We start from the raw sequence: 26,802 nt of genomic DNA on the forward strand, positions 1-26,802 counted from the left end.
ATATGTTTCAAAAAGGTGTGACGATGTCTGAAATCTCCCATCTGATTGAACGGATGTATGGGCATCACTATACGCCCCAGACCATTTCAAATATGACCCAGGCGGTCACAGAAGAAGTGGAGGCATTTCGCCAGCGTTCGTTATCCGAGCGGTATGTGTGCGTGTACCTGGATGCGACATTCCTGCCCGTCAAACGGGAGACAGTGACCAAAGAGGCTGTCTATATCGCTGTGGGCATCCGGGAGGATGGCTCCAAGGAAGTGCTGGCCTATACTGTCGCGCCGACGGAATCTGCGTATGTATGGAAAGAATTGATTGGAGATATCCATGCACGGGGCGTGACGGAAGTCCTGCTCTTCATTTCTGACGGGCTTCCAGGTATCAAAGACAGTATTCATTCGGTGTTTCCAAAAGCGAAATACCAGACATGTTTCATTCACGTTGCACGCAACATTTCCCACAAGGTCCGTGTGTCGGACCGGAAGGCAATCTGTGAGGACCTGAAGTCCCTGTATCGCGCCACGGATAAGGCCGAAGCTGAGCAGGCTTTGGACGCGTTTATCGAGAAGTGGAAGAAATCTTACGCCAAAGTCACGCAATCGTTGAAAGCCAATCCGGATCTGTTCACTTTTTATGATTTCCCTGAAGCAATCAGGAGAAGCATTTACTCCACAAATCTGATTAAGTCATTCAATAAGAAAATCAAACGGTACAGTAAGCGCAAAGTGCAGTTCCCGAACGCGGACTCCCTTGACCGTTTCCTGGTCACTCAATTTGAAGCATATAACCAACGGTTCGCGACACGGTGCCATATTGGTTTTGACCAGGCCCGTGCAGAATTAGCTGAAATGTTCAGCGGGTAATGCACACTACAAGAAAAGGCATGCCTTCATTTACACATAATTTTTGACGGTCCCTTTCTAAAAAAATGTTCATTTCAATATGAAGTTTACCTTATCAGATATACCTATCATAGATAAGCTTCTTTACTATTTATAATAATAACTCTGGACTATTGTTGGATTTTCACATCATAAGACAGCAGAAAAATATTTTTCTTACCCCTGTTTCCTCAAACTATAGAATTTATTATCATAACGTTTTAGAAGTGTGACCATTAAAAAAGATTTCTCTTAATCAATAAATTTAAAGAATTCAATGCAGGATCTTTATCTAATGGTGTATGTCCTCTTTCTTTATCAAAATAATTTATAAATGTGACTTTCTCAATCTCTAACTCGTCTTCTTTCATAGACTTTATGAAAGGATTTACATGATACTTTAGGTCATGGAACGAGTACTGATTTTGAATATAGTAGATATGAGGAACGTTATCTACATGTTTAAAAGCATTTACTACATTAACTCGTTCTCTAAAACTATTATAAGCAGTCTCTATAGTACCATAACTCATTTCCAATAAAGGTCTCGAATGTCCTTCATGATAATTCTTCACATCTGTTTGAGGATTATTTACAATAGCCGTACTACCATTATGCATTGCAGCCAATATTAAAGACATGAACCCTCCTGCAGAAGAGCCATAATAAAATACGTGGTCTGTTTCTAAATTAATTTTTGAGATGATAGCTTTAACAAGTTTACTATATACCTTTAAGACAAACTCATTTTTATTTCCTTGGCCCCATCCTAATTTTAATTCAGTCCCATGTAAGGTCGCATCGTCTAAGTAAATCAGACTTGCGTCGATTTCTTTAGCCCATTTACTTCTCATAAATATTGGCGGTCTTTTTTTGTTCAAATCAACCGCACCATTAGAAAGAACAACAGCATTTTCAAATCTATCTCTTTTATTATATACTAATAAATTATATTCAAATTCCTTTGTTGTGTATTTTATTTTTATTGGAGTACCATATGGCAACTTCAACTCGTGAATTTCATTAATTGTCTCGATAGAATGTTCCATTTCAATCTCCTTCTAAACGTTTATATAATAATTTTTGTCGTTCGTCAAAACATGTAAAACGGAGGACTCACTATTTAATTTGATCTCTATATCCTCTGAGTCCTCGGAAATACTATATATCGTAAACGTATGTTGATTTGTTAAAAGATTTTCATTGTTTTTTAACTGGGTTGTTTCTACTACTTCATTAAACACCACACTATTTAAACCGATATAAGGTTCTTTATCTTTATTTCCCACTACTTCTTCGAAAATCATATTTTCTGTATGGTTTCTAATAACAATCGATACAGAATCATTGGTTAGTTTATGAGAAAAATCGTTTAATCGTTCTACTTTCACCTCATGATGCAAATTAAAATTGTGTAGGACTTTTACTTCTTGACTAGGCTTGATTTCATCTAAAATAATAAACTGCCTCTCTTTTTTCATATAAACAATTGTTCTATAGAGATTTGCTTCCTCATAACTGTGATTCTTGCCTTTAATTAACATGTAATTGTCATTTTCAAAATGATGTATGAAAGTTACGTTTCTTGTAAACCTGTTTTCTTCACTTAATTTATAATTTTTATCATTGATAAAGATGCCGCTATGACCTTTAAACGACTTAATATATCCTCTGTAAGGGTGTTTAGAATAACTAAATTTCCCTGGGTCTACAAAGAAATCTTTTCCATTGAAGAATAAATTGAAACTAAGATCATCTATATGCTTATGAACAGTAGTGGAATAGCCACAAACAAATGATAAAAACATTTTTATTTCTTTATCTTGTATGATACTGAGGCCTGCGGCATAATCTATGAAATTAACATACTCTTTATTTACCTTAACTTGACCTTGGCCCGAATCACCGATCGAAGGTATTAATTTATTGGGTTTAGCAAATATATTTTTTAATATGGCAGCTCTACTTAAATAAGAAACAATGGTAGTACCATAAGTTTTACCGTTCTTTTTCAAATAAGTCTGCAACTCTAAATACATTCTTGTTACCATATTATGATACTCTGGTGAGTTCTCCAAGTGTAAACCTGTATAGCTATAACTATACCAAAAAGTATCAATTGAACGATAAAATCCTATATTAAAAATATTCTGATCATTAAGTATATTCCCCAATATCATTAATGATCGATCCATCATCAATCCATGATTGTTTCTTCTATAATTTTTATTATCAGATAAATAAAGACTGTGGAACCTAAGCAACTTGCCATATAATTTTGTATCTACATCGTGCCTTTCTTTAGCTAAGTATAAGTAGTTAATAATAACCTGAATCCGGTTGGCTGTTGGATGATCGTACCAAACCATAGCGCCACCTTCGTTGTTAACAGCATAATCAATCCAACTATGTATATAATATCTAGCTTTATCAAGATATATAATTTCCTCAGTTTCTTCAAACATTGTCAATAATTCACTGACAAATCTCAGTGAATGTATGTACAGAGGATAACTGTCTCCATATTTTTCTGAATTAAATTCCCACCCTCCATTACCTTCAAAATCAAAAGATGAGAAATTAGGAAAAGGTATAATTTTATTTTCGATAGCTTTTTCAGCAATTTCTTTTGTATATTTTGATTTCTTCGTCAATTTAATAACATCAAAATCATGAATATCTAATTTCCTTTCAGTTACATTTGCAGAATCCAGATACTTTCCCAAATCAGTCATAATAGTATCCCCCTCTTATTACCTTTAATATATTAAAATATCAACTTGCTTACTTTTCTTAATTTTACCATATCCTAACACTATACTTAATTAATTCGAGGAATTATTAATAGTATAATAAGTGAAAAGCTTAATAAATAAACTATGGGATATATAAGATTATCTACTGTTTTATTCTAATAATTGATAGACTAATTTTAGGTGTATCATAATAGAGTTACCATATATACAAAAATATAATTTCAAGGAGATTCTATGAAAATACTATACCTTTTGCACTTTAATGCTCCAATGGGTGGCTTACATGAAAATGTATACGACTCTGCAGTTTTTATGAAGAATAGAAACCACGACGTTTATGTTTTATTGAAGGAAGGTGATTTTCAAAAGCGATTAGAGGAGAGAGGAATAAAAACAATCATTACTGATTATAAATATATCAGTCTCACTTTAAAAGCTGTGGAGAGTACAAGGATAAACTTTGATATAATACATACCCATCCTGGGCCTTCCAGAAAAGCAGCATTACATCTTTCTAAAAGATATAATATCCCTCTGATAATAACCTACCATGGGATGTGGACTGATAGTCTTAAACTATATATAGAAAGGGTAGATGCAATAGTAAGTGTTTCGGAAGGTGTACAAGATTTTGTCCGTTCACAGGTATCTACTGATTCTAAAAAATTTCATGTGATCCCTAACGGCTTCGACCCCTCTATATATAGTGATTTACTTACATTTGACGAAACACAAAACAACTTGAAGATAGGCTTATTTACGCGTTTGGATAAAGACAAGGAGTTTATCCTAAATATATTTAAAATAGCTCTTACACATTTACAAACAAAAGTTGATTATAAAATAACTGTCAATATTGTAGGTAGCGGAAGTTTGAAAGAAGAATTCTTAGAGGAATGCCGCGATATTTTATATAGCACACCACACGAAATTCAATTTTATGGATGGTTAACAGACAACGAATTGAAAAACGCTTATTTAGACTGTGACATAGTAATCGCGCCTGGCCGCTCAGTAATAGAATCTATGGCGTCGGGTAAACCTACTATTGCAGTCGGCAGTAAAAAATATATAGGATTAATCGCATATGATAATTGGATTGAAGGTGTCTACAATAACTTTGGAGGCTACGGTAATAAATTTGATGATTACGTAGAGGGGAATATTGAAGCCGATCTGGATTTCTTACTAGATGATAAAAATAATATCAACTTACTAGGGAAGTTTTCTCATACTATTGCGCATAACTATTTTAACTCCGAAAAAATACAAGAAAAATTATTAAGTTTATATCAAATTTTAATCCTTGGTAACACTCTGAAAATAAGAAATGAATACAATGAATAAAATCCAACACTGTATAAAACAATTAATGATATTTCTGTGATTTCCAGACTAAATTTTCTTATTATTCATAAAATATTCAAAGCATTATCCCCCAGATTTCAATATTCTGGGGGTATTTAAGCTCCTTAAATATTTACTTTCTTTTTGTCACTACAAACTTCAATCCCGAAAATATCAATAAGATTTTTATTAAATTGGGCATCTTCACCATTGTATGACTCTTTATACATATTAAATATAATTAGTAAAATTTCTTTAGCTTTCTCAAAATCGCTTTCTTCCACTTTTGGTAATCTTTTTATATACCAATTGTTAAAATAGTATGGGAGTCTTTGGTTTACATAAATATTGTATAGACCATGTTTCTTTAGAAATGGAACCCTTTCTTTCTCTAACTTCAAATATTTTTCAAAAAACGATAGTTTTATCGTAGTAGTGACTGACCCTTCAACTGCCGCATAGTACATATGAATCAACTTAGGGATTGATTTAAATTTATAGCAATGTAACAACAAATCTTGGAAAAACATAGTGTCTTGCCCCGCAGCGCCTTCCACCATTTTTAAACTATTATTTTTAACTATGTCACTTTTTACAATTAATGCTTGAATGCTATGTGCCCTTAAATTTGCTTTTATCAGAAAATCTTTTGGATCCTCCACTATAGCTTTATCATCGTTATTAGTCAGTACATAATAGTGATAATTCAATAATGCTTTCTTAGTGTTATCTTCCTTCATTACGTTCCCCAACACAAGATCTAAATCGTTATTTCTTTCCAACTCATCCAGTAGTTCTCTATAACCATCACCGCTTGCTTCATTATCAGGATCAAGGAAAGTTAAATACTTGGTTTTTACCATTTCGATTCCTTTATTTCTTGGCCTCGAAGCACTACCTGATCCTTCACTAAATCTATAGAATTTTATATCCGGATGTCTTCTCAGGATTCTATTAATGATTTTTAAAGTCTCTCTATCACTACTCCCATCATCAATCATAATAATTTCCATCTTATTAAAAATAGATGATCGCTTTAAACTTCTAAAACACTTATCTTCTAAATATTTTCCATTGTTGTGAATTGGTATTATTACAGATAATACTTTTTCCTTATTGCCGTCTAACTTAGGGATTTCACTTAATATCTCCGTTTCAGGTATGTTTAATATTTTGTTGTTGCTTAGATCAACTTTTATTAAAGATTTATATCTATTATAATCAGTTATATTAGTATAAGTATATTCATGCCCTCTCATTTCTGTTATGGAAGCATCAGAATATGCAAAAGAAGATATTAAATTCATCAAATAGTATTCTTCATAAATAAATTCATCTTTCATATATGCAATATAATCAAAACGCTCATCATTCAAATTTCTATTATAATCATCAAGACATATAAATTCTTTATTAACCCACAATTGATTGCTATAAGATTCCCTTGATTTTTCACTTTCACCAATAACTAATATTTTAGGCTCATGCAAGTGATGACTTGTCCATCCAATAGTTCTAATGATTTTTTCAATCCTATGATAGGCAGTATGATTTAACATCACATTGCTTACACTTTTAGCAATCAAATCAGAATTATCATTTAGATTCGAGTGATTTAAAATCTGCTTGACATCATTTTTATCACTAACGATATGTACGTTAGGAAATTTGTTGTTTACACCCATACTATAGTTACTGATTACTATATTTCCCATCGCTTGAAGTTCATATACTCTGTTAGCAAACATTGTATTCGAATACTTTACCGAATTGAGGTTTAGTCCCCATGAGGTCGCTTTATGAAGTTTCATAAGTTTATCATGTGTAAGAGTTTCAGATACATATGGTAAATATTTTATTGGATATTGGTAAGCGTAGAGTTGCCGAGCGAAATTTCTATCTATAATATTTAAGTCATGCTTAGATTCAATTACCCCATCGAAAAGTTCGGCAGATTCCTTATTTCGTACAGGATACTTTTTCATCCAACTTCCTGCAAATATAACTTGATCTTGGTTAACAGAGTCTTTGAGATTCTTACCTATTGGATTATGGTACAAGGGATTTATACTAAATTCCAAGTAATCAACATTTTCATTGTCAGTATCATGAATATATTGGTCAATCATTTCTGAAGCTGACGTAAATATATACTTGCATTTTTGAGCAATGGAAATAAACCGTTCGTAATTTACAGGGTCTTCCTTTGAATAAAACACTGTTGGAATACCCGCTTTGTTATACTCATCTAATAAAGTGTTTAATACTTTTCTTTTATTACCATTTGGGTTCGCCATATACTGCCACGATTCATCTATACCTCTCCAACTCGAAACAATTAAAACCATGTCATATTCTTCATTGATAGAAATTTCTTCAGTAAATGGAATATATTCAATATTAGCGCTGTTTTTTAGAGCATTGTACATGAATTCATCACAAATAATTCCTATGGTAATATCAAATTTTTGATACAGGCTTGTGTCAGTATTAGTTTCATGGAAGCTTGAAACGATTTCGTTTATTTTATTATTCGTTCCAATCTTAGGGACTACTGTATAATATTCATCAGAGTCGACTTTGACAGTATTTAAAAGATAGTCCTCAACGTTCATATAAGATTCACTGTCTTGAGTGGGGGCAATGCTTCTGTGGCATATATCTGTTTCTCTAATGTCAGTCCAAAAAACAGTGTCTCCTTGTTTGAACCCACATGCAATTCTATTATTTGAATTTAAAACGTATTTACACTCCAACTCAATATTCGAGTGGTGAAGATCATAACCGTATTTAAGCAATGGATCGTGATATATTTTACTTATTTTATCATTGAAAGAGAACTTGATAGGTTCAATTTCTCCTAAGTCTAACGCTGTTGCGTTAACAAAACCATAAAATTTATCAGCTTTACTTATCCCATAATAAATTTGACCATCATATAGACAGGCGTATGAAACAGAGTAAATCACATCATCCTTCAACTGATTTCCGATACTAAGTTTATTATTAATCACGTTATCAACTTGTGAATAATTAATTTTGACCATCTCTGTCTGAACATTTAAGAATTTAATACTACTATCCGCACTAATCCATCCAAGAATAGGAACTTCATCAATCTTCTTGATTTCCCAATACAAGTCTCCATCAATATTTTTTTTATCTAATATTGTATAAATTCCTTCATCCGGAGAAATTTTTTCTTTCTCTTTAAAATCAACACTGTATATATAACGCTTTTTATTTTCTAGGTATGTGAAAAAACTTAATTCTCCCGCATCAGTGAACATATTGCTCCTCATAATTCGTATACCTCCTCTCAGATTCATTTATTAAGCTTGTTTAATTAATAGAGTACCTGCCTTTTGCCAACTTAGATTATTATAATCATTCATGTATTTTACAGTTACTCTTGTTTTACCATTATGATAGAAATATCTTCCTTTATAAAAATCAAAAATATTAAAAATTTCACCATTTACTGTAACAATAATACGATTGGCATTTTTTTCATTCTTGTAAAAGCCTTCAATATAAACTAAACCTTCTGTATGATTTATAAAATCTATAATGTATTCATTGCCCTTCTTAATTTTCTGGTTAGATGGGAAGGTTATTAATTCATTATTCTTGATTTTACCATCGAGATTCTGGGAAGTTCTAAAGTTAGATCTTTTTACATCCAATAAGAATTTTTGGTTTTCGGTAGATATTCCATTATTTTTTATATCTGTAATTTCTTCAGTTAATTCTTGATTTATCTCTCTCAAAGTTTTACCTTTTGTAAAATTAAAATAATATAAAGAAGGCCTAAATTTATTAATAACTTCTTGGTGTATTTTAAACTTTGTCCTATTTTGTAATTCAATAAATACATTTAATATTTCTCTCACATTTAATGGCTCGTATATGAGGTATTTATCGCTCAGTTCCAAATTACTTTTATTATTAATCTCCATCAAATTCATTTCATAATTATACAGTTCTAAATCATTTTTATCATTGTATAATGTGAGCATCTTCTGATTTTTAAGTTGTTTGTTCTTTTTAATATATAAAGCCTTAAAATTACTTAAGTTATTTCTTGCAATAAACCTATTATTATCTGATTCTTTATTTTTTTCAGTTACTTCTAAATCTCGAATAATATTCATTCTAAATTCATTAGCAAATAGTTCAGAAAAATAATCATTAATTGTAGTGCTATTCTCTTCAACTATCATATTTTTATTAGCTAATATTGGTGATAGAATAGCAAATAAAGCTTTATGGTAATTATCGGCTTGGAAACGAATATCAATTTTTTTATCTATAAAATACTCATATTGATTTGATATTAATGACATTAAATAACTTACTAAATTTTCATCATTAAGGTTTTCGTAATTATTTTGACATTGTAGACGCTGAATCATAAAAGTTTTAAGGTTAAACTTAAAATTAGGATTAAGTCTATAATAAGCTTCATTACTATTACTTATTATATTTGTGATAATATTATCATTTTTTAAAATATAAACAGGAACAAGAGCAGAACCATCTGAATACAAATAAATATCTTCATTCTTCTGTACAATTAATATGTATTGTCCATTTAAATATTGTATTTCTTTTTCTATATCATTTATATCTCTATATAACGATTTTAATGTATCTCTCGTTAATAATTCCGGCTCTCTAACATCAAAACAATAACCATAACAAATAATGGAAATCTTATTATCCTCGACTATACTAAAAAGGTCATCTGTATTGTAATTGAAGACTAGATTCTCATCTAAAGAAAAACTATAACCATATGCTTCATCTTTTTTTTCACAAATTTTATATTGATATGACATACTGCACCTCTATTAAGCTGAATTTATTTAAAAATCAATATAGGCTATTATAACAAAAGAAATTAAAATATCGTAAAATTTAACTAACAAAAAGTGAAGAATCCTATTCTTCACTTTGAAATTAATCTATTTCTTTAATCATAATTCTTCCCGCTTTTTGCCATGAAGCAGCATTATAATCTCTTTCATAATACATTTTTAACCGTAACGTACTTTCCACATTAATGAATTTACCGTCCATGAATTCATTAATATTAAATACTTCTTCATTAAGCTCTATTTTAATTCTGTGTGCATTTTTAGGATTATCAAAGAATGTTTCCAATAGAACTAATCCATGACCTTTTTTAGTATATTCAATCTCGAATATATCGTCTTTCGAGATTTGTATTGATGCAGGGTAAACAGTTATACCTTTTTCCTGGAGTTGACCACCGAGATTATTTGATAATTTAATTCCCTCTTCTTTCGCTTCCTGTATAAATTCAAAATTTTTGATACTATTTCTGGCTTCTTCTTTTAATTTTTTATTACTCGCTAAAAGTCGGTCGTACTTCTGCGACAGTGTCATACCTGATGCAAAATCATAAAAATCTATAATGGGATGTAATATTTTAATGATGCGGTTTAAAGGATTGAATGTTTTAATATCATCGTAGTGATATATACACTCCTGAATAATTCGAACGTTGAAAGGATCAAATATTAATTGTGGCTTATCTTCCTGACGATACTTCAAATTGTTTTTCAAATTGTATTCAATATTGCACCACTTAGTTGTTTCTTCATCTTTAAGCAGACCTTCTTCTCGGAACTGTTCCAGTTCATCTTCACTCAAATCAACTTCATTGTTCCTATATGCTTGATAATCCATAAGATGTACGTTACAGATATAATCTGATGAAGGCTCCTCTTGCTCCATTAAGTGCATTTGATAATCCCGCTCCAACCACTTTCCAACCTTAAGGGAAATTTCATCTTTCTGACGCAGGTTGAGTGCTTTATCGCGCAGAGCTCGATATAATATTGAAATCAAAGCTTTATTCATTTTATTACGTCGAAAATTGATAGTTAAATCTTTATCTTCAAAGTATTTATACTGATTTTTAACAGCATCTAATATAATTCTTTCAATTCGTTCATCAGCTAGTTTGTTTGTTGGTTTTTCCATTCGTGTAAAAGTGAAATCTTTTAAATTTAATTCTATGTTACTGTTTAAAGACACTACTTCCTCTTCATCTGAGGATGAAAAAACTAGTTTCTTCTCAGAATCAACATAAACAGGAGTAATACTTACTGCATCTGTTGATAGCTTCCATTCACCAGAAATGTTATAAAGCAATATATAATGACCGTTAAGATATTTTATATCTTCTTCAAAATTATTCTGTTCTAATACTTCATCTAATGTGGCCAGTGTCGTAGTTTTAGGTTCTCTGGTATCGAAACAATAGCCATAACATGCGATTGTCATATCGTTTTTGTTTACAATATTGAAAATATGTTCATGTTGATAATTAAAAACTAAGTTGTCTTCAAATTGATAACTGTAAGTATAATCCTCATTTATATTTTGAGAAACTTCAAATCTGTTTAACATGGTAACCTCCGTTAGCTATATCCGTATTTTATACGATGCTAATCTGTATTCTTCCGGCCTGCTGCCAGGATAATTTATCAAATCTATGGTTATAGTTGATTTCTATCATAAATTCTTCGAAAGGTCTTAATGTTGTATCATAACCTTTGAAAAGATCAACAATATCCATGGAGACCACTGATTTTTCATTAAGTTTCATGGTTGAAACATTAATATATTGGCGGGCATTCTCCTTGTTGAATAAGCTTTTGAGCTTCAATTTTCGGGAATGGTTCGTCTTGTTCTTAGCCTTGAAAACGTACTGGAATTCCGGCCCTACTTTTTCATTATCAGGTTTAATTTCAATCACACTTTCATCCAACTCAGTGACTGATAGGTTTGTATGTTCATAAATAGTAATTCCGTTAAAGTATTTCGTAGTATTTATGCCAAGTTTATCATAGTCAAGATTGAATGTTTCTTCATTAAAACCTACAAATAATAATGCGGGCCAATATTCATTTATAATATGCTTATAAAGTACTTTGTCTCTGCGTTCCTGGATCGATGGTGACTGCAGCAGATCCAGAATTCTGCGTGTATTCACAAAAATAAATTCCAGTAATTCCGGGTCCGTTTCCTGTGTTACATTGCTATGCCAATTCCCCATACGGCTCTCCAGATGAAATATCTCAAAGAAATGTCTGCCTTTACCTACTTTTTCCTTTTGAAGATTACGTTCGTAATAATCGTTGAGAATGTCTTTGTAATTTGGCAGTTTTAATGCGGCATTGGAGACACCATGGATGAACTCGCTCATCTCTTCGTATGTTTCAGGGTTATGATTCTTATTCAGAGGGAAGTCTGATTTACCCATACCAAAAACAGTAGATTTGATATGCAGAGCTTTTTCGAACTTCCTGTCATTTTTAAAGTAATCTATTAAAGGAAACGAATGAGCTGTTTGGAGAATACTTTTATAGTGCTCCCTTTCATCGTTCTTCAAGTCATAATCAGCAAGATCGACTTGTGTATGATTAATCCTGAAGTTCTTTTCCAAAGCTTCCGTAATGAATAAATCCACTTCATATATCTTTTGAGCCGCTTCGGACAAACGCTTCAAATTTGGATGCAGGTAAGTAATATATTCTATTCTCTCACTCAACTCATTTGTCAGTGCCATAGAGACTCTTGAGTCATAACCTCCAGTGAGAGTAAGGATTATATCATTATCCCATCTCTTCAGCCATTTGGTCATTTCTCTGAAATATAAATCCAGTTCCTTTAAAATATCATCAATGCTTTTCCGACTAATCTCTTTAGCCGGATAATATCTTTCAAAGGTGTACTCATTCAAGTTCAACTTCAAACTCGGGTTGAATTTGAAGATCCCTTCGTAGCGGGTGAAGTCGAAGGATCCGAGGAGTTCATCCCTGACATCATTTACAGTTCTGCCATTGTATTTTAGAATCTCTTCAATCAATACGTCATGTGATGATATTATCTTTTCAGCCTGACAGTAGTTTATAGGCATGAGTGCACTGGCGTCTGTATAAATGTTCAAATCATTATTCCTGTGGATGATGACTACATACCGTCCATTGATATAATCCAACTCATTTTCAGGTGCATTTGCCTGAACCAGTTTCGCTGCAATATTCGCGGTGGAAAGGTCACCGTTTCTTATATCCAGCATATACCCTAATACCACTATGGAATTTTCACCTTTCTCATGGATCGTGATATCTAAATCGTCACTGTAAAACAATGTCCAATCGTGAATGTTCATACTATGTGTATTACTAATACAGTCAGATTGCATAGATTGATGCATAAATACATATGAATATCTTGTTTCTATGTCTTTAACTAACAACTCAAACCCTCCACCATTTCCCTTTGTCTAATAGAAATATCACTTTTTAAATTCAATAATTTTATCTTCAACCAAAGTATAGTCATCCCCTATATACTCTTTATATAGATTGAATATTTCATGTAGTTTTTCAGCCGCTTCATGCTGATCTTCCCGTTTAACTCTTTCAAGCCGCGGTAAATACCAATTCATCAAATAATATTCCAATCTATCTTCAATATATTCATTGATCAGATCATTATTTGTTAAAAAATCGATGCGGTAAGTTTCAAGCTTCAAGTATTTCTCAAAAAAGGACAACCCGACTGTGTTTGTTACTGAATCTGCAACTGCCCCGTAATACATATGGATGACTTCATCCACAGCTTTCACTCTGGTTGAGTGAAGCAGGAGCTCCTGATAATATATCGTATCCTGGCCTATTGCCCCTTCCACCATCTTGATATTATTGTCTGATATTACACGTTTACGGACAATCATGGCCTGAATACTTTGCGCTTTTAGGAATGAGCGTTTCAGGAATTTCTTGGTATCTTCAATTATATCGCTCTTGAAGTTATAATGCTGAACCGTCTTATAGTAGTTGAATACACTCTTTTCATTTTGGTCTTCCTTGACCATGTTTCCAACAACCATATCAAGTGCTTCATCTTTTTCCATTTCTGAGAGAAGTCTCGCAAAGCCATCACCTGTGGCTTCATTATCTGGGTCCAGGAATGTAATCAATTCACTTGTGGCCAACTCAACACCCTTATTGCGTGGTGTTGATGCACTGCCTGAAGCTTCCTCAAACTCATAGTAGACTATGTCGGGGTGACGACGTACTAAGCGTTGTACAATCTGATTCGTTTCCTCGTCTGTGGAACCATCATTGACAAATACAATTTCCAGATCTTCGAAAATGGATAATCTCTGAAGACTTCTGAAGCATTTGTTCTCAAGGTACTTACCGTTGTTGTGTATCGGAACGATGACACTCAATTTCTTCATACTCGTGCTTTTTACCGGCAGATCTTTGACCAGTTCGACTTCTGTATCATCGATATTCAACCCAGTCAAATCATCGTAAATACCATTTTCTATTTGGTGTAACGTCACCGCCCTAAGATCATACAAAGTCAGATTCCTATTGCTGAAATGATCTGTAAAATTATATTTCTCCTGATCGCCGTCTTTTGTCACAAAATCGACATCTGCATACTTGAATCCACTAATGAGTTCCTCAATATAATACTCTTCGTAATAATAATCTGTATCAAAATGTGTTAGGAAGCGATAATCAGACAGGTCCGCAGAAGTCAGGTCATCTATAGTCACGATGTCAGTTTCCTTATATGATTGTGCTTCAATCATCTTTCTTACTTCTGCACTATCTTCCTCTACAGCAATCAGTACTTTCGCATCGTCAACATCCAGATTATTCCCCAAAATCTCATATAAGTATTTAATACGATGATAAGTTGTCTCGTGGTTCATCGTCTGACGTATCCCCGCCGAAGAAATTTCTCTCAACGTTTTCTCATTTGTGTGAGTCAGGAACTGAGGCACATCTGTTTTGTAATTATAGATGAAAACATGCGGGAACTTACTGTTGACACCAACCGAGAAGTTGGATAAAAGTATATTGCCAAAAGCCTGCAATTCATAAACGCGGTTTGCAAACATAGTATTTGAATATTTTACTGAGTTGACGTTGATTGCAGTTTTATATATCTTATGAGCTTTCATCAACAAACTATGCGGTAATGGATAGGACAGATATTTGATATAAGATGGCGGGAAATGATACCGCTTGTTTTCCAATTTCAAGTTGCGGTCAATAATTGTTAAATCTTGCCCTGCCTCGATTACTCCGTCAAATGCCATCGCAGACTCCTGATTCCGGACAGGATATTTAACCATCCAGCTGCCTGCAAAAATGACATCATCTTTATAGTTTTTAAATTCCGGCCTATCAATGCCAATTGGGTTATTCGAATGCGGGTTTATGCCAAATTCCAGTTTATAAACCCTGTCATGGCCGACTGCCTGCTTATACCTGGGTATTATTTCTTCAGCGGATGTAAAGACATAATCACATTCTTTGGCGATTTCGACAAACTGATCGTAGTTGACCGGATCTTCTTTTGAGTAGAATAATGTTGGAATATTCCTTTCCTGCAATTCATGGATCAAGTCATATAAATGGTGGCGCTCCTCAGATTTATCTTTGGAAACATTCTGCCAGCTGCCGTCTATCCCTTTCCAGGTAGTGGCAATAATGACAAAATCAAAATCGATATCGATGTGATCCTTATTGTAATTTATATAGTGAAGGTTCACTGCATCTTTATATGATTCATATAGGAACTCATCACAAATAATACCGACATCCAAGTCGATCTTTTTAAATATTCTTGAGCCGTTGGAACTTACAACATGCTCCGAAAGCTTTTCCAGTTTTTCTGCTAACTGAGGCTTCCCTTCTTCATTGAAGAGTTTGTAATATTCTTCTAATGATAAGTCGTGATATTGAGTGGAAGTCGATACATCCTTATTGAACAGATCATGATATGTATCCACATCGTAGTGTTTTGCCATTTGATACAGACCCAGCAGATAATTATCAGACATGCTCACATAAGGTAATACGGATTCATTACTATTTGAAGACAACACTGCCACCTACTTTCTCATTTGCCAATATTTCGTCTGTAATTTTCCAAAGAATGAATTTTTCAGGTTTTTATACCTTTTTTCGATTCTTTCCCTTTTATCTCTTTCAGCTGCCAGATCTTCCCTGAGGTTTTCGAGATCCTGATCTACCGTCAGTTCATTTACTTCTTCATTATTTTGAGGTTCTATCTCTATATCCGTATCTCTGAACTGACTCTTCAGACGTTCTACCAATGAAAGAGCCATCTGTCTTTCTTCTGAAACGTTTTGAATCAAATCATAAACCACTGTCTCATCAAATGTGTACGGTGGCTCGTAATCTGGCATGCTTTCTCTGTCATACTCTAAATGACTCATATCAGTCCAGTAGTTACCCATGCCAGTCTTTACTTTCGCAAGCTGAATATCCCTGAACATATGGACAATGGTAATCGGATATATTTTTTTCTCATCAATCCGAACTTCACTTGTCAAGTTGTTAAATTCGAATAATTTAAATTCTTCTGTATAACCTGTAACAGGGATCGCCGCTTTTTCAGATCGTACAAGTGTATCCGAAGAGAACCATCCCTGCAGCCTATGTTTTTTGAATAATGCTTCATACTCGACACCGTCTTTGACCATGATAAATCTGGAGTCCAGCATCTGATCTTTAAGAAGGCGCAGGTTATTTTTAGAGACTACAAATATCTGTTTCTCCTGTTCCTGCATGAATTTATCCAAATCCAGCCTGACATGCTCTCTCGGCTTGGAGTAGACAACAATTGACGTCTTAAGTTCTGCCCAGCCCAGCTCATGTCCTTCATGCTCAAGATAATAGAAATCTTTATTACCCACTTTACGATGTGACAGAACTCTTAAAATCTGTTTCTGAAAGTCCTTGAGTTCTCCTGTTTTTCTCATGGATTGAACAGATTGAAGTATCGGCTTATTACCTTTCTCATAAATCCATACATAATGGCTGACATCAAAATCTCTGACATGCCTGAAAAATTTATCGACCTTATGCTCCATAGTTTGCACCTCTTATATGTATTATAAAACTCTATAAAAAAACTGCAGACCTGTTCCATTATGAACTTTGCCTGCAGTTTTAACTAATCTTAAAAACATTATCCCCTTAAGATTATAATTTTTGGATATTTCCGTAGTTATAGTACTGTACTTCTTCAAAATCACCTTTCATGACGTTCTTAGTATCAAAGATGATTTTATCCTTCATAGTGGAGAAGTCAGAATCGGACATTTCTTTGAATTCACTGTGATCGCTGAGAACAAGGACAAGTGAACTGTCCGCCACTGCTTTCTTAACATCTTTTTCCACCCAATCAAGTTTCACATGAGGATCATATGCTACAACATTCATGCTGCCGTCTTTTCTGAGTAATTCATAAATATCGAATGCTGGAGATTCACGTATATCATCTACATCACCTTTATATGTAAGGCCGAATACAGTGACTTTGTCTCCTTCAAGTTTCTCAAGAATCTCTTTAGTGTAATCTACAACATATTGCGGCATGGAGACGTTGATATCACGAGCCAGTTTAATGAGCGGTGATTTTTCAGGCGCTTCAGCAATGATGAAGTAAGGATCTACTGCAAGACAATGACCGCCGACACCAGGGCCAGGTGTATGAAGGTTTACACGTGGGTGCTTGTTTGCCATTTCAATGACATCATGCACGTTGATATCAAGAGCATTACAGATTTTGGCGAGTTCATTTGCCAATGCAATATTCACGTCACGATAAGTATTTTCCATCAGTTTGGACATTTCAGCAGTTTTTGCATTTGTCTCAATCATTTCACCCTGTACGAAAGTACCATATACTTTCTTACCTGCTTCAACGCAAGCAGGTGTCATTCCGCCAACTATGCGGTTGTTATAGATCAGTTCATGCATGATCTGTCCCGGCAGTACACGTTCCGGACAATGTACAAGGAAGATGTCTTCTCCAATTTTGAAACCTTGCTCTTCAAGGTATGGAGCAACATGATCATCCATCGTTCTTGGAGCGATTGTAGATTCAACGATTACAGTATCGCCTTTTTTCAGAAGTGGAACGATACTTTTCACACCGGACATCACAATTGAAATGTCACATGATTTGAACTCATCGTCTTTGTTCGGCGTAGGTACAGCAATGATATATGCATCTGCTTCTTCAGGTTCAGTTGCTGCCCTGAAAGTACCTTTCTCAATCACTTCTTCCAATGCTTCTTGTAGACCCGGCTCTTCGATATGGATTTTACCACTGTTAAGGCTATCCACCGCTTCCTGTTTAATATCTACGCCAAGTACGTCTACGTCATGTTTTGCAAACATGATTGAAGTTGGAAGACCAATATAGCCAAGACCAATAGTAGTTAATTTCACTTAAAGACACCTTGCTTTCTGAATATTATTTGCTGTTTCTTATTATACCAAAAGACACCATATTAAAAAGCCCTAATTTATCAATATGGCGTTTCACTTTCCTATAATCGCTCGTTTTATCCCTTGAAACCGTTACCGCACCTTCTGCAAGTTCGAAGATATTGGAATAGTGCTCAAACTGTTCTGCCTCAGGGCCAATCAAAAATACCATATCATAATAATTTTTCAATGGATTCAATTTTGTCTTGATGTTTTTAGTATTCAAAACTTCTATGAAATCTTCTTCGTCCACCTCTTCAAGAGATATGACATCCAGATTTTCATATTGTGTCTGCTGGATTGCCTCACTTAAGTATGGAGATGCATTGATTATTTCAATCAGCTTTTGGTCTCCGCTAACCTCGAAATAATTATTCAAGCCTTGGGGATTATTCAAGTCCAAATTGATGAGTAACACCTTTTTTTCGAGCTGTGTCAGTATATAACTGATGTGTGAAGCGGCTGTCATTGTTCCTTCGCCATCATTGACAGAAGTGAATAATACTGCGCCTAATTCTTTCTGCTCTGACACATTAAGTATTGATTTGGCAGAGTTATATAAAGCATCCAATATTTGAGGTTCCAGATCCTGTACTTCTTTTACTGTCCCATCTGTTCTTCTCATCAGCCTGCCTCCTAAAATGTTCCGACTGTTTTCTCATCCAAGTAATATTTAACATCTTCATCTGACAAGATGCGTCGATTCCGGATTCCTTGAATTATGCCAAAGATAAAGCCAAGAATCACTGACGCTGCAATGATTATGACTTTCATCACGATGTCAGAGTTAGCATCAATTGTAATATTGACACCTTCTTCATACCCTATGCCACTGTCATCCAGAAGAGCATCGAATTGGTTTTTTATGTTCGACACCTCATCTTCAGACACCGATTCTACATCAAGCGACAAATATTGTGATTCCGGGGAATATTGAATTGACGCCGCGCGCTCACCCAATTCAGCATTGACTTCCTGATTTAATTTAATCGCAAGTTCGTCTTCCTGAGTCGTTGATAGCGGCTCGGATAATGAATAGTATTCCTCGTAATCATATGTATTTCCAGCCATGAAATAAGCAATCATCGTACCAATTATGCCCATAGCAAGAATATACAAAATAATAGTTTTGAAATTCCTCTTGAAAAAGTACATTGTATTTCTCCCCTAGTCATCATTCATAATATATTATACTATTATATATGTCTTTTTAAAATTCATAGTCAATAATTAAGAGGTGCAAATATGAAAGTGGATATTATCGGAAGTGAATTGGTCAAAAAGCTTACCGAATTTAAAAATTTCCCATACAAAATAAATAACTTTACCAGCGGCCAGAGTCTGTTGTCTTTGATTTCTACTCCTTATCCGGTAGACATGATCGATCTTGAAACAGATGATATTCATATCATCTCTACAGCTTACAGAGACTTCAATAAATCTCTTTTTACATCTTTCAAAACATCTGAATCAGAAATACTGGTTCTCGATCTGTTAAGTGAACTCAATACAGTGTGCCAGTTCAATGGCGCATATTTCAATCAGTCATCTCTTGAGCTCTTGAAAGAAACACCTGACTATACTAATTTATCACACATAGAAAAATTTCGTGCAGTTCAGAATAGCAAAGAAGAGATTTTCAGTTTCCTGGATAAGTATGAAAAAATCATCATTATTAAGCCTGATAATCTGGAGGGGATAGATTCAGATTTCCTGAATGCTCTTTACGAGATGATACAAAAAGAATTTCATAACCATTTAGTATTGACACTTCCAAATCCAACGGAAGGAAAAACTCACTTTAATTCGCCTATAGAATACTATGATTCCATCAATTTCAATCTGAAGAAATTTACATCAGATAATTACTTCAATCAGCTGCTTTTCGATGAGAAACTGGAAGATGACCAGCTTTCCGTTTTCATCAACCACATCGAAGAACGCGAATATGTATATGAGCTGTATAAAGATGGACATTCATGGAAAATCTCAGAACCAACCACGTCCAGGTTCTATAAATTCTACTTGACCGAAAAAGGGAAATACCGCATCCGGGTAAACTTGACAGATGAGTCAGTCAATCCTCGTTTCTCTGAAACTTATAATTTCAATCCTTCCACCGGCCTCGTAAAGAGGCAGATTGATTACGTTGAAATGCCGGCTTTCTCTGATATATGGCTGCTGGATTATATTTTGGAGCACGAAAATATCAAAGCAATAATAGGCAATCCTTTCAAATATCCGGAAGGATATAATGAAACTGCTGTTATACAATCAACTGGTTTAGATGAGGATTTAATACTATCTAAACCTGAATTATTTGAATATGTTTTTCATAAAATGATTGATGATAATACATCGGATTATATGGATACTGAAGAAACTCAGCCGAAGAAAATGTTCTTAAAAACTATGAAAAGATATTTATCTGAGAAAAACTAGAGTATCCTGAACGAACAAAAAGAGAGCTGATCAGCTCTCTTTTTGTTCATATATGCCTATGATGGTTTTTAGAAGTACTTCCCAATCCCGGTTCGTTTCAACCCATTCTCTCGCATGAGTTCCAATTTCCTCATTTTTTGATATCTCTATTATTGCCTTCTCCAAAGCCTCTGTATTTTCCGCTTCAAAGTACGTACCGTTTTCTCCATCTATTACCATTTCTTTCAAGGCGGCAACATCACTTACAACCACCTTTTTAGCCATTGCCATCGCTTCATATGTCTTTATAGGCGTAACCAGTTGACATACCAGTTCATTCGTTCTCGGGAATGGAGTGATATCTATGACAGAATAGAATTTTGACACCTGCTCATGCGGAATTTTGCCAGTGAAGATGACATCATCTCTGATATCGAACTCTGTGACCAGTGCTTGCAATTGCGGCAGATACTGGCCTTCTCCAACAACCAGAAACTTTAATCTTTTATTAAGCTTTTTGGAGTCATTGATATTCTTGATTGCTTTTAATATGAAATCAATACCTTCATATATTGTGATAGAACCTATAAACCCTAAAACGATATTGTCCTCAAGACCATATTTCTCAACTATAGAGTCATCTGCTTTAGAGGGAGCCATATTCTCTGTATCCACTCCGTTGGGTACTACTGTTATTTTTTTTTCATCAATACCTTTGCTAATCAGATATTCTTTAAGGCTTTCACTGATGCACAGTACCTCATCAGCAATTCTGCAGCATAATACTTCATAATTGTCCTGAAGATTGAATCTGTCTGATTTATAGAACAAAGGATTTTTAGATGTTTGAGTATGATGCCACAACCCTCTCACTTCATAAATAGTTCTCAAACCCAGCATTTCCCCCACTTTCAATGCAGGCAGTGCATTCTGAAAGTTGGAAGCAGCGTGAATAATTTCCGGTTTCTCCATTTTAACGATATTGAGAATTTCTTCTGCATATACATTAAAATAATCATTCATTGGTGTTTTATTCGTCAAATATTTATCCGACTTGTCTATATAGTATGTCTTGATATCGTTAATATCTGCATCCGGAACCGCGTAACCTTCGTGTTTTGGAGACCATCCGAGTCTCGTCGTAAGAACAGGTTCATAGCCTCTTTCACTAACCCTTTTGACTATTTCATTTGAACGGATTGTATATCCATTAGTAACCGGCAGTGCCTTATTAAGTACAAAGAGTATTTTTTTATCATTTTTTTCAATGTCCCTGTTATCCCTCAATGATATAGGCATCTGCCATTCATTATTCAACAACTGAAACTCCTGTAATGCCATTTGATACTCACCCGGAAATAATCGTGCAGGGTAATACTTCTTCATCAACTTGATGTTTTTATATCTCTCTGTAATATTCCCCATAACATGATAATTTCTGATATACGACCTTAGTACATCATGGTGATACGGTCTGATTTTCGCTGCCTTCTCTGTTTCTCCCAGCGACAATTTATATTCTTTGAGCTGGAAATAGTATTTGGCAAAATGTGTCCTGAGCTTAAATTGCTTATCTTTTTGCTTACTGTTCACCAACCAATCCAAGTTTTTCTGATCGCTTATTGAACAATAGTATCTTCCCAGTGCAAGTGCATTGGACATTCTTTTTGATGATGTGATTTTCAGGTGCTCTATTAAATAATGCGGCAAGTCGATTCTCATATTAAAATGAAGCAGTTTTTTTATTATGATATTATAAATGCGTTTCTGTTCACGCTTTGTAAATCGATGGTGTATGAAGCTATCCACTTCATTATTCAATGCGCTGTTTATGAAAAATTGGGGATAATGGAATATTACATGCAGCCGGCGATCCCTTTTTAATAATCTACTAAATTTTTCATCTTCCAAAACAAGCTGCTGATCCATTATCATCCTTCTGAGAGACATGATGTGCTGCGTATTCAAATTAACCTGGGGAATCAGCTGATAAACAGTTTTCAGCATCTGTTCTGAAAAGTTATTGGAATGATAATAATTAAGTATTCTTTGCAGTTTTAAGCTCTTATCGTCGTTGGAGTCATCAGTGATGTTAAATGTATGGAGCGCTTCGAATTCAAGGTATTGGAACAAATCCTTGTTTTCTTTCAGAAAAGGCACATAATCATTTTTTAAAATCTCCAAGTTATCCGCATTCCTGTAATATTCATTAACCACAAAAGTATATCCAAGTTTTTTCATTTGCGGATTAAGGGTGTCTATCTTGAATTTAATTTCCTGAAGGTCCACCTTATTAATATCTTTGAGTCCTAAAAAGTTCAGTGCATACTGTCTCCAGCTGTACTTGTAATATATATCGCTCTTATCGTCTTCAAATTGTTCTATCAGTAAGTCCTTGTCCTGCTCAGTGATTTGAATCAGCTGCTCTGCTTCGTCATATAGATTTCTGCTCACTAAATAACTGATCAGATTGAATTGCTGATCAGTTTCCAAATATTTAAGCACATCAATATTCTTATTTGAAAGACCTATGATGGGTTCCAAAAGCTTCAAATCATAAAGTAATTTGACTTTCAAATTCAAAACATTGGGATTTTCAATGTTCTCAATCAACCTGTATGCTTCTGTATATTTCTTCTCGTGCCTGTGGATGAGCGCATTGAGAAACATTTTATAATCACTGTTCAAATTCATATTGTTAATCTGATGCAATAACATTGAATGGTTTGATTTCCTCAGATAAATGCTTATGCCGCCCTCTTTACTGCCAATCTTTTTTGTCAGGCTCTTACGTAATACAAACCTTGATACAGATTGAAAATTTAATTGTAGAGCAATATAAGCAATTATCCCTAAGATGTATGTCATAATATTTCCCCTTATTACACGCGCACTTTTATATCAATTCTATACTTTATTATATTATAAGCATAATACATTATTATATACATAGAAACCCTAATATTTACAACACAACTCTAAAAAATAAAGCTTCTGACGACTGTACTTATCACATTGTCAGAAGCTTTATTTATTTTGGATGAAACTGGTGAGACTATTAATATTGTTTTCCCAAAGGAATTTTTCGTCCAATAGTTTTTTTGCATTCAATCTGAATTTATTCTCGAGCAGTTCGTCATCTCTTATTCGCTTTATGGCTTCTACTATTTGTGAGGAAGAACCTTTCTCAACTGCAATGCCCACTTCGTTGTCATTTATCAAAGCATTAGTAAATCCGCCAAGATTAGTTACCACTGGCACTCCGCTGCCTATTCCATCAATCACTTTCCCTGGAAGGACATTAAGAAAAACATCTGTTTCTTTTAAAAGGGATAATTGAACATTATGCTGTCTTATCAGGTAAAGACATTCGTCTCTCGTTTTTTCTCCATGGACATTAATAAAACTGAAATCACCTTTATCAATAAAAACTTTGAATTTTGGTGCATTTGCTCCATATGCAATTATATTGAATGTTATTTTTTCTTCCTCCAACATTTCTGCAACTTCAACCAGTTGATCATAGCTTTGAGCATGGCCGATGTTACCTGTATATATCACTTGAAAGTCATTACTTGGTAATTCAAAAGCAACTTCTTCATTATTAAAAGCGTTGGGTAGGAAAAATACAGGTTTTTGGGGAGTCATGTCCATTATATGATCTCTAAAACCTTCATTATTGATTACTACTTTATCTGCCTTTTTATACATGAGTTTCTCCATAAACTTCAAGATTGGCCAAAAAGTATCGACCGGCAGCTTATCAATATCTTTTACACTGTCCGGCCATAAATCTCTTACCTCCAACACTTTAGTAACCGATTTAATATTTTTTTGGAAAAAGAACGTTGCCCATGGCAGAAAGATATTAGGAGATGTAACATATATGACATCGAACTCCTGTTGATAGCTCTTCACAAAATGCCTGACTTTATATGCAAGTTCAAGATAATATCCGACACGGGAATACATGTTTTTAGACTGTTTGTTACTCCTCATCGGTATTCTCAGAATATCGTTGGAATTTGTTATCGCGTCTTCATTCCAATACTTCTCATCATTATACATACGTTCATTCGGATAACTCGGTATGGTAGTTACAACTCTTACATCATGGGTTTTAGAGAGCTGTAAATATAAATTTTTGAACCTGTTCGCTCCTGAACCGATTTCCGGATAGAAATTTTGAGTAATCAGTAGTATCTTCATAAAAATCCTAACTTATCTAATATTTTTAAAGATTAATGATTTGAAGAAATATACCAAAAAGCGCAAATAAGAAGAGTATAAATGCTGGAATCAAACTTGATAACGGCGCCTTATCTTTCTTTGGTTTTGCTCTTCTTGATTTTTCCTTCTGTTTTTCCATCATTTTTTCTTTATATTGTAACTGTTCTTCCTTGGTAAGTAATTTATATTGATTGATAAACTCATTATATCGCTCTACGATTGGTAATGCATCACCAAACTCTTTCATTTCTCCATATTGAATCCAGACCGCCTTATTACACATTTTTTCAATCTGTCCGGCAGAATGTGAAACAAAGAATATTGTTTTTCCCTGCTGTTGAAATTCTTTCATACGATCTAGACATTTATCCGCAAAAGTTTGATCACCAACAGAGAGTGCCTCATCCACAATCAGGACATCCGGATTTGTATGGATTGCAATAGCGAAACCAAGCCTTGAACGCATTCCACTGGAATATGATTTTATGGGTTGATATATATATTCTCCAAGCTCACTAAAATCTACAATATCATTATATTTGGCTTTTATTTCAGCATTAGTCATTCCGTGCATGAGGCACTTCATACGAATGTTTTCTTCACCTGTAAGGTCCTGATTCAAACCGGCACTGATGGCAATCAATGAACTTTTACCGCGAATATCTATTGATCCTTCGGAGGGAACAGTAACCTCTCCCAACAAATCAGATAAAGTCGATTTCCCGGAGCCGTTCAATCCGATAATCCCTACAGAATCTCCTGCTTGTACTTCGAAATCAATATCTCTTAAAGCATAGAAAGCTTTCTCTTTATTAAAATGCCCTAATGTAAACAATGAAATTATTTTAGATAGTTTACTTCTGTTCAGGTCGTAAATTTTAGAGACACTATTAACTTTGACTTTATAGTCCATTTAAATCGTCCTTTTTGAGTGATCAATTCAGATTATAAATAATCCACCAGTCTATCTCTAAATCGGTAATGAACATTGACACCTACATAGAACAGGAATAATGTAATCGACCAAAAGTAAATATGATCGGACATGCCGCCATATAATGGTGCCTCCTGTAGAACGAGAGCAGTCCTGTAATTCATTACTAAATAAGCAACCGGGTTAAATGAGGAAATGGTGTGCATAAGCGCATTTGCTTCTGACAGAGACCAGAATATTGGTGTAAGAAAGAAAAACATGCGAATTACATTTTGCAAAACATTTTTCATATCTCTAATTAATATCACTAATGTAGACATGATTAACCCTACACTGGATATCAAAGCTACAGAAGCAACTACAAAATATAGAAAACTAAGATAATGAATAGGCGAGGAAAAACCATAAATAATACTAATAACTAGTAAGATTGACGTGGTAATGAATAGGTTTATCAAACTGTTTACAATAGACACTGAAATTAGAGTGCTAGACGGAAATTTCATTTTAGTCACTAAACCTATTTGACTTTGAATTGCCCCAGATGCCGCATTGATTCCTGCGGATATATATAACCATGGGAATAATCCACTAATTAAATGGACAATAAATGGCAAATCTCCAACGTCTCCGCGATCTCCCCGTAATCCCAGACCAAACACCACATAATAAAGGAAGACTTGCATAGCAGGCTGTAAAATATTCCAAAATAATCCTAGATAGTGGTTTGCATATTGAGATTTCAAACTATAGACACTAAGTCCGATGATTAATCTTCTATGTAACCATTGCTCTTTTAAAATTTTAAATATATTATTCATTTTGATGCCTCAATCCATCCAAACTTTATTCATAACTTAGCC

18 protein-coding genes are annotated in these 26,802 nt (G+C 34.1%); 3 read left to right on the forward strand and 15 right to left on the reverse strand.

Going from position 1 to position 26,802, the window contains the following annotated elements; all coding sequences use genetic code 11:
• The coding region (locus BM271_RS08615; protein ID WP_074924560.1) for an IS256 family transposase at positions 1-863 on the forward strand (863 nt) is incomplete at its 5' end.
• Positions 864-1,117: 254 nt separating this feature from the next.
• On the opposite strand, the gene BM271_RS08620 is transcribed toward BM271_RS08615, so the two are convergent.
• Both BM271_RS08620 and BM271_RS08625 read right to left on the reverse strand, forming a co-directional pair.
• A complete protein-coding gene (locus tag BM271_RS08620) occupies positions 1,118-1,930 on the reverse strand; it encodes an alpha/beta hydrolase (RefSeq protein WP_046789614.1) in 813 nt (270 codons plus the stop codon).
• Between the two features lie 12 nt (positions 1,931-1,942).
• Positions 1,943-3,616, reverse strand: a complete 1,674-nt coding sequence (locus BM271_RS08625) for a heparinase II/III domain-containing protein (RefSeq protein ID WP_046789613.1) — start codon at positions 3,614-3,616, stop codon at positions 1,943-1,945.
• Positions 3,617-3,871: 255 nt separating this feature from the next.
• On the opposite strand from BM271_RS08625, the gene BM271_RS08630 reads away from it, so the two are divergent.
• Positions 3,872-4,984, forward strand: coding sequence for a glycosyltransferase family 4 protein (locus BM271_RS08630; RefSeq protein WP_046789612.1), 1,113 nt, complete (start codon positions 3,872-3,874; stop codon positions 4,982-4,984).
• 125 nt (positions 4,985-5,109) lie between these two features.
• On the opposite strand, the gene BM271_RS08635 is transcribed toward BM271_RS08630, so the two are convergent.
• The 9 genes from BM271_RS08635 to BM271_RS08675 all read right to left on the reverse strand — a co-directional run bounded on the left by BM271_RS08635 (position 5,110) and on the right by BM271_RS08675 (position 19,458).
• The gene (locus tag BM271_RS08635) at positions 5,110-8,274 is read right to left on the reverse strand and encodes a glycosyltransferase (protein WP_158462221.1); all 3,165 of its coding nucleotides are present in this window, start codon (positions 8,272-8,274) and stop codon (positions 5,110-5,112) included.
• Positions 8,275-8,316: 42 nt separating this feature from the next.
• Positions 8,317-9,825 (reverse strand): hypothetical protein, encoded by a 1,509-nt coding sequence (locus tag BM271_RS08640; RefSeq protein ID WP_046789611.1) that lies wholly within the window; start codon positions 9,823-9,825, stop codon positions 8,317-8,319.
• A gap of 121 nt (positions 9,826-9,946) precedes the next feature.
• Positions 9,947-11,425 carry a hypothetical protein gene (locus BM271_RS08645; RefSeq protein ID WP_046789610.1) on the reverse strand — a complete coding sequence of 493 codons (1,479 nt, stop codon included), beginning with the start codon at positions 11,423-11,425 and terminating at the stop codon, positions 9,947-9,949.
• Positions 11,426-11,453: 28 nt separating this feature from the next.
• Complete coding sequence (locus BM271_RS08650; RefSeq protein WP_074924561.1) at positions 11,454-13,193, reverse strand: hypothetical protein; 1,740 nt, start codon at positions 13,191-13,193, stop codon at positions 11,454-11,456.
• A gap of 126 nt (positions 13,194-13,319) precedes the next feature.
• Positions 13,320-15,935, reverse strand: a complete 2,616-nt coding sequence (locus BM271_RS08655; protein ID WP_052749822.1) for a glycosyltransferase — start codon at positions 15,933-15,935, stop codon at positions 13,320-13,322.
• A gap of 9 nt (positions 15,936-15,944) precedes the next feature.
• A complete protein-coding gene (locus BM271_RS08660) occupies positions 15,945-16,949 on the reverse strand; it encodes a hypothetical protein (RefSeq protein WP_046789608.1) in 1,005 nt (334 codons plus the stop codon).
• 112 nt (positions 16,950-17,061) lie between these two features.
• Positions 17,062-18,315, reverse strand: coding sequence for a nucleotide sugar dehydrogenase (locus tag BM271_RS08665; RefSeq protein WP_046789607.1), 1,254 nt, complete (start codon positions 18,313-18,315; stop codon positions 17,062-17,064).
• 25 nt (positions 18,316-18,340) lie between these two features.
• The gene (locus tag BM271_RS08670) at positions 18,341-18,979 is read right to left on the reverse strand and encodes a tyrosine-protein kinase family protein (RefSeq protein ID WP_046789606.1); all 639 of its coding nucleotides are present in this window, start codon (positions 18,977-18,979) and stop codon (positions 18,341-18,343) included.
• A gap of 11 nt (positions 18,980-18,990) precedes the next feature.
• Positions 18,991-19,458 carry a hypothetical protein gene (locus BM271_RS08675; RefSeq protein ID WP_143544925.1) on the reverse strand — a complete coding sequence of 156 codons (468 nt, stop codon included), beginning with the start codon at positions 19,456-19,458 and terminating at the stop codon, positions 18,991-18,993.
• Between the two features lie 141 nt (positions 19,459-19,599).
• On the opposite strand from BM271_RS08675, the gene BM271_RS08680 reads away from it, so the two are divergent.
• Positions 19,600-20,796, forward strand: a complete 1,197-nt coding sequence (locus BM271_RS08680; RefSeq protein ID WP_046789604.1) for a hypothetical protein — start codon at positions 19,600-19,602, stop codon at positions 20,794-20,796.
• A 30-nt stretch (positions 20,797-20,826) separates the two neighbouring features.
• Here BM271_RS08680 and BM271_RS08685 read toward each other — a convergent pair whose 3' ends face one another.
• From BM271_RS08685 to BM271_RS08700, 4 genes are all read right to left on the reverse strand, one after another.
• Positions 20,827-23,469, reverse strand: coding sequence for a glycosyltransferase family 4 protein (locus tag BM271_RS08685; protein ID WP_234960513.1), 2,643 nt, complete (start codon positions 23,467-23,469; stop codon positions 20,827-20,829).
• A gap of 333 nt (positions 23,470-23,802) precedes the next feature.
• Positions 23,803-24,984: a glycosyltransferase family 4 protein gene (locus BM271_RS08690; RefSeq protein ID WP_046789602.1), complete on the reverse strand. Its 1,182-nt coding sequence runs from the start codon at positions 24,982-24,984 to the stop codon at positions 23,803-23,805.
• A gap of 25 nt (positions 24,985-25,009) precedes the next feature.
• Positions 25,010-25,918 carry an ABC transporter ATP-binding protein gene (locus tag BM271_RS08695; protein WP_046789601.1) on the reverse strand — a complete coding sequence of 303 codons (909 nt, stop codon included), beginning with the start codon at positions 25,916-25,918 and terminating at the stop codon, positions 25,010-25,012.
• A 32-nt stretch (positions 25,919-25,950) separates the two neighbouring features.
• Positions 25,951-26,760: an ABC transporter permease gene (locus BM271_RS08700; protein ID WP_046789600.1), complete on the reverse strand. Its 810-nt coding sequence runs from the start codon at positions 26,758-26,760 to the stop codon at positions 25,951-25,953.
• Positions 26,761-26,802 lie beyond the last annotated feature (42 nt).

The organism is Salinicoccus halodurans (assembly GCF_900114445.1).
Taxonomy (GTDB): Bacteria; Bacillota; Bacilli; order Staphylococcales; family Salinicoccaceae; genus Salinicoccus; species Salinicoccus halodurans.